This window comes from Curtobacterium sp. B18, assembly GCF_000333375.1.
In the GTDB taxonomy this organism is placed as follows: Bacteria; Actinomycetota; Actinomycetes; order Actinomycetales; family Microbacteriaceae; genus Curtobacterium.
The window spans coordinates 1-9,411 of the sequence record NZ_BACZ01000136.1; the positions used below are offsets into that span (position 1 = coordinate 1).

11 protein-coding genes and 1 pseudogene are annotated in these 9,411 nt (G+C 71.9%); 2 read left to right on the forward strand and 10 right to left on the reverse strand.

What is annotated here, in order from left to right; genetic code table 11:
* A partial coding sequence (locus I5E_RS03730) for a UTRA domain-containing protein (protein WP_031261421.1) occupies positions 1 to 233 on the reverse strand: 233 nt, incomplete at its 3' end.
* A 431-nt stretch (positions 234 to 664) separates the two neighbouring features.
* On the opposite strand from I5E_RS03730, the gene I5E_RS03735 reads away from it, so the two are divergent.
* Positions 665 to 1,264 (forward strand): M23 family metallopeptidase, encoded by a 600-nt coding sequence (locus I5E_RS03735; RefSeq protein WP_022905810.1) that lies wholly within the window; start codon positions 665 to 667, stop codon positions 1,262 to 1,264.
* A 43-nt stretch (positions 1,265 to 1,307) separates the two neighbouring features.
* Here the strand turns inward: I5E_RS03735 and I5E_RS03740 are convergent, their stop codons facing one another.
* The 9 genes and pseudogenes from I5E_RS03740 to rplS form a co-directional block, all read right to left on the reverse strand.
* On the reverse strand, positions 1,308 to 2,339 hold the full coding sequence (locus tag I5E_RS03740; protein WP_022905811.1) for a tyrosine recombinase XerC: 1,032 nt from the start codon (positions 2,337 to 2,339) through the stop codon (positions 1,308 to 1,310).
* Between the two features lie 25 nt (positions 2,340 to 2,364).
* A complete protein-coding gene (dprA, locus tag I5E_RS03745; protein WP_022905812.1) occupies positions 2,365 to 3,564 on the reverse strand; it encodes a DNA-processing protein DprA in 1,200 nt (399 codons plus the stop codon).
* The gene (locus I5E_RS03750; RefSeq protein ID WP_022905813.1) at positions 3,561 to 5,087 is read right to left on the reverse strand and encodes a YifB family Mg chelatase-like AAA ATPase; all 1,527 of its coding nucleotides are present in this window, start codon (positions 5,085 to 5,087) and stop codon (positions 3,561 to 3,563) included. Before I5E_RS03750 ends, dprA begins: the two co-directional genes overlap by 4 nt.
* Positions 5,084 to 5,452, reverse strand: coding sequence for a YraN family protein (locus I5E_RS03755; protein ID WP_022905814.1), 369 nt, complete (start codon positions 5,450 to 5,452; stop codon positions 5,084 to 5,086). Before I5E_RS03755 ends, I5E_RS03750 begins: the two co-directional genes overlap by 4 nt.
* A gap of 153 nt (positions 5,453 to 5,605) precedes the next feature.
* Entirely contained in the window at positions 5,606 to 5,953 is a 348-nt protein-coding gene (locus I5E_RS03760; RefSeq protein ID WP_022905815.1) for a histone-like nucleoid-structuring protein Lsr2, read from the reverse strand.
* 117 nt (positions 5,954 to 6,070) lie between these two features.
* Entirely contained in the window at positions 6,071 to 6,394 is a 324-nt protein-coding gene (locus I5E_RS03765; RefSeq protein ID WP_031261428.1) for a DUF2469 family protein, read from the reverse strand.
* Between the two features lie 95 nt (positions 6,395 to 6,489).
* Positions 6,490 to 7,197 carry a ribonuclease HII gene (locus I5E_RS03770; protein ID WP_022905817.1) on the reverse strand — a complete coding sequence of 236 codons (708 nt, stop codon included), beginning with the start codon at positions 7,195 to 7,197 and terminating at the stop codon, positions 6,490 to 6,492.
* A pseudogene (lepB, locus tag I5E_RS21120) lies at positions 7,194 to 7,939 on the reverse strand (signal peptidase I). Before lepB ends, I5E_RS03770 begins: the two are co-directional and overlap by 4 nt.
* 165 nt (positions 7,940 to 8,104) lie before the next feature.
* Complete coding sequence (gene rplS / locus I5E_RS03780) at positions 8,105 to 8,461, reverse strand: 50S ribosomal protein L19 (RefSeq protein ID WP_022905818.1); 357 nt, start codon at positions 8,459 to 8,461, stop codon at positions 8,105 to 8,107.
* 166 nt (positions 8,462 to 8,627) lie between these two features.
* Between rplS and map the strand changes: the two genes are divergently transcribed.
* Positions 8,628 to 9,411 (forward strand): type I methionyl aminopeptidase (gene map, locus I5E_RS03785; protein WP_022905819.1); only part of this gene is annotated, 784 nt, incomplete at its 3' end.

Below are 9,411 nucleotides of genomic sequence, written 5' to 3' on the forward strand. Positions count from 1 at the left end.
CGGTCCGGTCGGTAGCAGTGCACGCCGTACTCGACCGCTCGACCCGAGGCGTCGTAGGCCGTGCGGCTCATCGTCAGCACCGGGTCGCCGTCCTCGATCTCGAGCAGCGTGGCCTCCTCGTCGGTGACCGCACGGGCACCGATCCGCTGCTTCGCCGCTGCCGCGATGGCGAACAGCGTGACCTTCCCCTTGAACGCACGGTCTTCGCCGTGCTGCGTGGTCGCGTTCGACACGATGCTCCAGGTTCCCTGCCGCCGTGCGGGATGCTGCACGGTGCCCCGGCGGTCGGCTGGTTCGCCGTCCGAGCGGCGTTGCGTGTTCCGGAGCGGCCCCGACTGTACTCCGGGATCGGGCGCGGGGGCCAACCGGCGCGGGCGGCGGCGCGGCGCCGGGCGCGGGGGCGGGGCGCGTCGGCCGCGGGGGCGGGGCCTACTCGGAACGACATGGTCGACGTCGTACGACAGCGGTGATGTCGTCACCGCGCGCGTGCAACCGTTGCGCCCGCCGGGTTGCGACAGGGTCGACGTCGTTCGACAGCGACGACGTCGCTCGTTGCACGCGCGTCGGTCGCGCTGCACCTCCACAGGCCAGGAGGCGCGGCTCGTCCTCCACAGATCGGCCCACCGTCGGCACGCGACGCGTCCACCGCCGGGAGGCTGTCCCCATGCCGTTCCGTCACGCAGGCCCCGCGATCGCTGCCCTCGCGTTGCTGGTCGCCTCGGTTCCCGCGGGCGGCCCGTGGGTGACCGGGTCGCCCCGAGCCGACGCCACCTCGCCCGTCACCGGCCGCGGCGCCGATGCGACCGGGGCGTCTCGTGGCGATGCCGACCACCTGACGTCGGACGCACCGTGGGTGTGGCCGACGGGGAGCCGCGTCGTCGACCGTCCGTGGGAGGCCCCGACCGACGACTACGCCGCGGGGCACCGCGGCATCGACGTCGGAGCGGCGCTCGGGACGGCCGTCGTCGCGGTGGACGACGGCACGGTGACGTTCGCCGGGCAGGTCGCCGGCCGTGGGGTCGTGACGATCGACCACGGCGGCGGCCTCCGCAGCACGGTGGACTCGGTCGCGCCGACGGTCAGGACGGGCGACGTCGTGGGACGCGGCGACCCGCTCGGGACCGTATCGGTCGGGCACTGTCCGGCGGCGGACCCCTGCCTGCACCTCGGCGCGCGGCTCGACGACCGGTACGTGGACCCGACGCCGTACCTGCCCGAGGCGGCGTGGCCGGTGCTGCTGCCCGAGTCCGACTGGACGGGGTGACGAACGGGGGCGCGGACCCGACGGTGCCCGCGAACGTCGACGGTCAGGCGCGGGGGTGGGCCGTCCGGTAGACCTCGCGCAGCCGTGCGGAGGAGACGTGCGTGTAGATCTGGGTCGTCCCGAGGCTCGCGTGCCCGAGCAGTTCCTGCACGGCACGGAGGTCCGCTCCCCCGTCGAGCAGGTGCGTCGCCGCGGTGTGCCGGAAGGTGTGCGGCCCGCTGGGTCCCTCGCCCGGCAGGTCCTGCAGCAGCCGGGCCACGATCCGGTAGGCACCACGGACCCCGAGTCGGCCGCCGCGGTCCCCGAGGAACAGCGCCTCGGTGGGCGAGGAGGTGCCGCGCGCCCCGGTGCGCGACCCGGTCGCCTTCCCCGCGGTCGCCGCACCGTGGCCTGGGCCGGCCGCGCCGTCGACCAGCGAGGCGTCCTGCGCCAGGGCCTTCGCCGCCAGCACCGGTCGACCGCGGACGAGCCACGCCTCGAGCGCGTCACGCGCCGGGACACCGAACGGGACGACGCGCTCCTTCCCGCCCTTGCCGAGGACCCGGACCGTCAGCCGTCCGCGGTCGAGGTCGCGCACGTCGATGCCGACGAGTTCGCTGACGCGGATGCCCGCGGCGTAGAGGAGCTCCACCACCGCGAGGTCGCGGAGGGCTGCCGGGTCGTCGGTCGCGGCACGGTCCGCCAGCCGGTCGAGCATCGAGCGGACCTGGTCGGACGACACCACCCGCGGCAGGTGCGATGCCCCCTTCGGTGCCCGCAGCCGCACCCCCGGGTCGTTCGTGATCGCCCCGGACTCGCTCGCCCACCGGGTGAACGCCCGGACCGACGAGGACCGACGCGCGATGGTGGACCGGGCCAGCCCACGGTGGTCGGCGTCCCACAGCCAGTCGCGGAGGAGCTCGAGCTCCACGTCGGCCAGCCGCTCCACCCCGTGCGACGCCGCGAACGCGACGAGCTGCTCGAGGTCGTTGGCGTAGGCGCGGAGGGTCTGCTCGCTGAGCCCTCGGGCATGGCGGGCATGGCCGAGGAACGCGTGCACCGCCGCCTCGAGTCGCTCCTGACTGCCATCGGTCACGCAGCCAGCGTAGGTCCGACGACCGTCATCGCCGGCACCACCCCGCCGCGGCGGCGACCGCGAGTCCCTCGAGCTGCGCCAGGGCCAGCGCGTCGGCCGCGTCGTCGACGGACAGGCCGCTGCGACGAGCGATCTCGTCCACGTCGAGCGGCCGACGGTCGAGCGCGTCCAGCACCCGCACCACGAGCGGATCGGACGTGGTCCCGAGGACGAGCTCGGTCGCCGCGGGCGAGGCGGTCCCACCGGGTCCGGCGCCCGACACCACCGCCGTGACCGGATCACGCGGATGCACGACGATCTGCGCGTTCCCCTCGGCGATCAACCGATGGCAGCCGACCGAGGCGGCGGATGCGAACGCACCGGGCACGGCGAACACCGGCCGACCGAGGTGCAGCGCATGGTGGGCGGTGTTGAGCGCCCCCGACCGGGCAGCCGCCTCGACGACCACGGTGGCGCCGGCCAGGGCGGCGATCAGCCGGTTGCGGTGGAGGAAGCGCCAGCGCGTCGGTCGGGTCCCCGGCGGTGACTCGGACAGCACACGGCCACGACCGAGCACGTTGCGCAGCAGGTCGTGGTTGCCCGCCGGGTAGAACTGGTCGACGCCGCCGGCGAGCACCGCCGTCGTGGGCGTCCCCGCGGCGACGGCGACCCGGTGCGCGACCGCGTCGATCCCGTAGGCGCCGCCGGAGACGATCTCGACTCCGGCGTCGGCCGCGACCGAGGCGATCTCCGCGGTGGCCTCGGCCCCTGAGATCGTGTTCGCCCGGCAGCCGACGATCGCGAGCGCACCGCGGCACCCGGCGGCGCCGACCGGATCGTCGAGGTCCGACCGGCTCCACAGGACGAACGGCGCGTGCGGTCCGAGGTCGTCCAGCCCGCTCGGCCACCCGGGCGTCCCCGGGAGCAGCAGCCGGGCTCCGACCGCGGTGGCGGCAGCCGTCGCGGCGACGGCCCGGTCCTCCGATCCCGCGAGGCGTGGACGCCACCGTCCGACGGCGGCATCGAGCGCGGCACGCACCTGGTCCGTCCCGTCGGCGAAGGACGCCGCCGCGCCGATCCGCTCGACGAGTGCCCCGGTGTTCGTCCTGGCGGCTCGCCGGACGAGCGCGAGAGCCGGGCGCGGCCCGAACAGGGCGATGAGTTCCCCGGCGACGGCATCACCCGGCTCGGCGAGGACGCTCCACGTGACCCGAGCGAGCGGGTCATCGTCGACCGCGGCGCTCACAGTGCGCTCCGCAACGCGAGTGCCCGCTGGACTTCCCGGGCGCCTGGACGCTCGACGTCGTCGAGGTCCGCCAGCGTCCACGACAACCGCATGACCCGGTCCCACCCCCGCATCGTGAGCGTGCCGCGGTCGAGCGCCCGGTCGAGCGGGTCCGTCGCACCCGGCTGCGCCCGCCCGTCGGCGCGGAGCCAGGGTCCGGTGACCTCGGCGTTGCACGCCCAGCCGGTGCCGCGCAGGCGTTCGGCCATCCGACCTCGAGCCGTCGCCACGAGCGCGGCGGCCTCGGCGGTCGTGGGCGCCGAGCCCTCGGTCGCGCGGATGGCACCCGTCGTCACCCGGGGCACCGCCACCCGGATGTCGATCCGGTCGAGGAGCGGCCCCGAGAGCCGCCCGAGGTACTTGCGCACCGTGCTGGGACTGCAGGAACACGGCGGACCGTTGCGGACCCCGGCGTTGCCACAGGGACACGGGTTCGCGGCGAGCACCACCTGGCACCGCGCGGGGAACTCGGCGCTGCCGACGCTGCGGTGGATCGTGATCCGACCGGACTCGAGCGGCTGCCGGAGTGCGTCGAGGACCGCTCGGGGGAACTCGGTCGCCTCGTCGAGGAACAGCACCCCACGGGTGGCCCGCGACACGGCGCCCGGTCGGAGCAGGCCCGATCCCCCACCGATCAGGGCCGTCGTCGACGACGAGTGGTGCGGCGCCTCCCACGGCGGCCGGACGCTCCACGACTGGCTGCCGAGTCCGCTGACCGAGCGCACCGCGGCGAGCTCGAGCGCCGCCTCGGGATCGAGGTCCGGCAGGAGCCCCGGGAGCCGCTCGGCGAGCATCGTCTTGCCGGCGCCGGGCGGTCCGAGCAGGAACATGTGGTGGCCACCGGCCGCGGCGGCGATCACGGCCCGGACACCCACGGCGTTCCCGATCACGTCGGCCAGGTCGTGCGCCTCCGGACGGGTCTCGACCGGGAGCGCCGGCAGCACCGGATCGGTCTCGACCGGCGGCAGGAGCGCTCCCGCCGTGATCGCGCTCGCCCGCAACGACGCGGTGCCGATCACCTCGATGCCCGGCACGATCCGTGCTTCGTCGACGTTGCCGACCGGCACCACGACCGTGCCGATGGCGGCGTCCCGCGCAGCGATCACCATCGGGATGACCCCGGGGACGGGCCGGACCCGTCCGTCGAGGCCGAGCTCCCCGATGTACGCGACGTCGCGCGAGACCCGGGGCGCGATCCCCTCGGCACCGAGCACGGCCATGGCGATGGCCAGGTCGAAGCCGGAGCCGCGCTTCGGGATCGACGCCGGCGTGAGGTTCACCGTGATCCGCCGAGCCGGCAGCGGACACCCGGCGAGGGCACTGGCGGACCGCACCCGCTCCCGCGCCTCACCCAGAGCGGCGTCCGGCAGGCCGATGATGCTGAACCCGGGCAGCTGGCTGGTGAGGTGCGCCTCGACCTCGATCACGCGCCCCTGCACCCCGACGAGCGCGATCGCCGAGGCACGCCCGATGTCCGCCGTCACAGCACGCCCGCCACGTGCTCGACGCCGATCCGGTCACCGTCGACGTGCACCGCAACCGCGTCGATGCGGATCGTCCGCGCGGACACCTCGGGGTGGTCGGCGAACCACGCCGGCACGAGTCGCCGCAGTCGCGCGACCTTCGACGCCGTGATCGCTTCGAAGGGATGACCGGTGGCGGCGCCGGACCGTGTCTTCACCTCGATGAAGCAGAGCGTGCACGACTGCCACGCGACGATGTCGATCTCACCCCGCGCACACCGCCAATTGCGTTCGACGAGACGGAATCCGTGGCGTTCCAGCCATTCCGCAGCCCGTTCTTCGCCGAATCGTCCGAGACTGCCGTTCCGCAGGGGTGATCGTTCCATGTCGTTGCCTCCACGACGACGATCGCGGACCGCCGAGCACGATCGAGCCGGACCTCGACCAATTGTGGACGGGAATCAGCGGACGATCACCTGTGGAGGACAAAGGCAGGACCCCGGTCGGCCGAAGCCGTCCGGGGTCCTGCAGCAGGGCGCTCAGTGCGCGGCTGCGTACGCTTCCTGCACCTGGGTCGAGATGCGACCGCGGGACGAGACCTCGTACCCGTTCTCCTTCGCCCATTCGCGGATCTTCGCGAGCTCTTCCGAGTTGCCGCGCTTCGGCGCTGCCTTCGGAGCGGCACCGGCGGAACGACGACCGGACACCTTGCGCGCCGCGGCGACGTAGTCGGAGATCGCCTCGCGGAACTTGTCGACGTTGTCGTCGGTGAGGTCGATCTCGTAGGACGACCCGTCGAACGCGAATTCGACGGTGCGACCGGCGCCGGCGGTGATCGGGGTGTCGTCGAGGTCGTCGACGAGCTGGACGGTGACCTTCTGTGCCATGACGTGCTCCTTGTGCAGGGGACGGGAAATCCCCTTCACATTAGCGGGAGGAATGCACGCCGGCACAATTGTCTCGGCGATTCTCAGATTCTCGCATTTCCTGCGAAGAACTGAAGATCACTCGTCGAGCGCGAGTTCTTTCGGCAGCTCGAGTTCACGGGAAGTGAGTTCCTCGACGTTGACGTCCTTGAACGTCAGGACACGCACGGACTTCACGAACCGGTCGGAACGGTAGACGTCCCAGACCCAGACGTCGTTCATCGTCAATTCGAAGTAGAAATCGTGCTCGGTGTCCCGGCGGGAGAGTTCCACCTCGTTGGCCAGGTAGAAACGCCGCTCGGTCTCGACCACGTAACGGAACTGCGACACGACGTCGCGGTACTCGCGGTACAGGGCAAGTTCGACCTCGCGGTCGTAGTCGTCGAATTCGTCGTCATCCATCGCGCCCACAGTCTACGGCGACGGGAGCACCGGCGACACACCGCGACCAGGTCGCGTCACGCGACCGAGCCGCAGCCACGGAGGCACCGCGCCGCTCAGCCCGCGAGCGCGTCCAACTCCGCGAACCCGTCCAACGCCACGCTCGACGCCTGGTGCAGCCAGCTCTTCCGGTGCAGTGCGTGCGCCCCGACCGCGCGGATCGCGTCGTAGTGCGCGGTCGACCCGTACCCCTTGTTCGACGCCCACGCGTAGTGCGGCGCCTCGTCGTGCGCCGCCGTCATGAGCGCGTCCCGGGCGACCTTCGCGACGACCGACGCCGCGGCGACCGACGCGCAGTCCCGGTCGGCCTTGACCCGCACCACGACCTCGAGCGGGTCGGACGGCAGCCGGAGCGTGGCCGGCACCGCGCGGGTGAGCCAGTCGAACGAGCCGTCGAGGACGACCACGGCGCCGTCGAGCGAGAGCCCGTCGGCGACGAGGGCACCGATCGCCGACGCCCCGGCCTGCCCGAGCGCGGGGACGATGCCCTGCTCGTCGACCACCGACGCGGACGCCATCCCCACCGCGGTGCGGGTCCACCGGCGGACGACGGGGTCGAGCGCCTCGCGACGAGCCGCGGTGAGCAGCTTCGAGTCGGCGAGCCCCTGGGGCACGCGACCGATGTCCACCGTCACGGCGGCGACACCGACGGCGACGGGTCCGGCGATCGCACCACGACCGACCTCGTCCATCCCGATGACCGTCACGCGTCCATCGGCGAGGAGCTTCTTCTCCACCCGCAGCGACGGCCGGACGGCGGTCACTTGTCCCGCTCCTCCACGCCGGCGAACACCTCGGGGTAGTCGTCGAGCCAGGTCCAGCGACTCGACGGCCACGAGATCACGAAGGCCCGTCCGGTCACGTCGGACAGCGGCACGAACCCCTTCGACGGGGGTCGCCGTTGTACCGCGAGTCCTTTGAGTCGTAGCGGTTGTCGCCCATCACCCAGATGGTGCCCTTCGGCACGGTCACCGAGAAGTCGGTTCCCGAGGCGCGGGTCTCCCCCGTCGGCAGCTTGAGGTAGGGCTCCTTGATGGGGACGCCGTTCACCGACATCTGACCGAGGTCGTTGCAGCAGGAGACCTTGTCGCCGGGGAGTCCGATGACGCGTTTGATGAGGTGGTCGTCGCTGTCACCGGTCCCCAGCCCGATCTGGGTGAGGAGCCAGTCGACGGCCTTCGCGGGCTGCGTGGTCGGCGTCACGCTCGGCACCTCGGAACCGGTGAGCCAACCGCCCGGGTCCTTGAAGACGACCACGTCGCCACGCTTCAGGGAGACCACGTCGGGGACGAGTTCGTTGACGATCACCCGGTCGTTGATCTGCAGGGTGTTCTCCATCGACGCCGACGGGATGTAGAACGACCGGATCAGGAACGTCTTGACGAGGAACGAGACGAGCAGCGCCGCGATGAAGATGATGACGAGGTCGCGGAGGAAGGTGAGGACACCGTTCCGCTTCTTCTCGACACGGGGTCGGCGCCCGGTTTCGTCAGTCGTGTCCGTCATTTCCGCTCTCGTTCAACCACAGGATCCCACCGTGGACGACACGCGTCCGCGAGACCGGGACGACGTGCGCCCACGGAAAGGGAAAGCCCCCCGTCGATGCACAACCGTACATGGACGAGGGGCCGACAGCGGCGTCCGGCTCGCGGGCGCTCACTGTGAAGGCGATCAGGAGTCGCGCTTCTCCTTGATCTTGCGACGGGCAGCCTTGCCGCGGAGTTCGCGGAGGTAGTAGAGCTTCGCGCGACGGACGTCACCCTTGGTGACGATCTCGATGTGGTCGATGATCGGCGAGTGCACCGGGAACCAGCGCTCGACGCCGACCTGGAAGCTCACCTTGCGGACCTTGAAGGTCTCGCCGAGGCCGTGACCCTGGCGTCCGATGACGACACCCTGGAACACCTGGACACGCGAGCGCGTGCCTTCGATGATGTTGACGTGCACCTTGATGGTGTCGCCGGGGCGGAAGTCCGGGACGTCGGTGCGCAGCGACGCTGCGTCGACGTGGTCGAGGAGCTGGCTCATGATTGGGTCACTCTCTGCGGACGCACACGGGTCGCCGCGGATCGAATTCGGTAAGTGAAGGTGTGTGCCCGGTGTCGGCGACTCCCCCGTGGCAGAGTCCAGCCAGGGCACGGCTACCCATCTTGCCACAGCAACCCACGTCCGCAAAACGCGCCAGGATGGTCGCATGATCGAACTCCGCACCCCCGCCGAGCTGGACGGCCTGCGCGCCGCCGGTCGGTTCGTGGCCGACGTCCTCGACGAACTCCTCGACACCGTCGACGTCGGCGTGAACCTGCTCGACCTCGACCGGGTGGCCGCACGGATGATCGCCGACCGTGGGGCGGTGAGCTGCTACGTCGACTACCACCCGTCGTTCGGGAAGTCGCCGTTCGGCAAGAACCTCTGCACGTCGGTCAACGACGCCGCGCTGCACGGCCTGCCGTCCGACCGCGTGCTCGTCGACGGCGACCTCGTGAGCCTCGACTTCGCCGCGAGCGTCGACGGCTGGGTCGCCGACTCGGCCGTGACGGTGCAGGTCGGCACCCCGCGCGAGGACGACCAGCGGCTGATCGACACGGTCGAGCGTGCGCTCGTCGCCGGCATCGCCCAGTTCCGCACGGGCAACAAGCTCGGGGACGTGTCGTACGCGATCGGTCGCGTCGCGAAGGACGCCGGCTACGACGTGAACCTGCAGTTCGGCGGCCACGGGGTCGGGCGGACGATGCACGGCGACCCGCACGTCCCGAACGACGGACGGCCCGGGCGCGGCCTGAAGCTCCAGCGGGGGCTGGTCGTGCCGATCGAGCCGTGGCTCATGCAGAGCACCGCGGAGCTCTACCAGGACGACGACGGCTGGACGCTCAAGAGCGTCGACGGCTCACGCGGCGCGCACGTCGAGCACACCGTCGCGGTGACCGAGTCCGGTCCGGAGGTCCTCACGCTTCGTCGCGCCCAGGGCACCGACCCGA

Bases quoted from the DNA above. Each gene is read 5' to 3' on its own strand.
- I5E_RS03735 (WP_022905810.1), top strand. From the start codon at position 665: ATGCCGTTCCGTCACGCAGGCCCCGCGATCGCTGCCCTCGCGTTGCTG.
- I5E_RS03755 (WP_022905814.1), bottom strand. From the start codon at position 5,452: ATGGAACGATCACCCCTGCGGAACGGCAGTCTCGGACGATTCGGCGAA.
- I5E_RS03760 (WP_022905815.1), bottom strand. From the start codon at position 5,953: ATGGCACAGAAGGTCACCGTCCAGCTCGTCGACGACCTCGACGACACC.
- I5E_RS03765 (WP_031261428.1), bottom strand. From the start codon at position 6,394: ATGGATGACGACGAATTCGACGACTACGACCGCGAGGTCGAACTTGCC.
- rplS (WP_022905818.1), bottom strand. From the start codon at position 8,461: ATGAGCCAGCTCCTCGACCACGTCGACGCAGCGTCGCTGCGCACCGAC.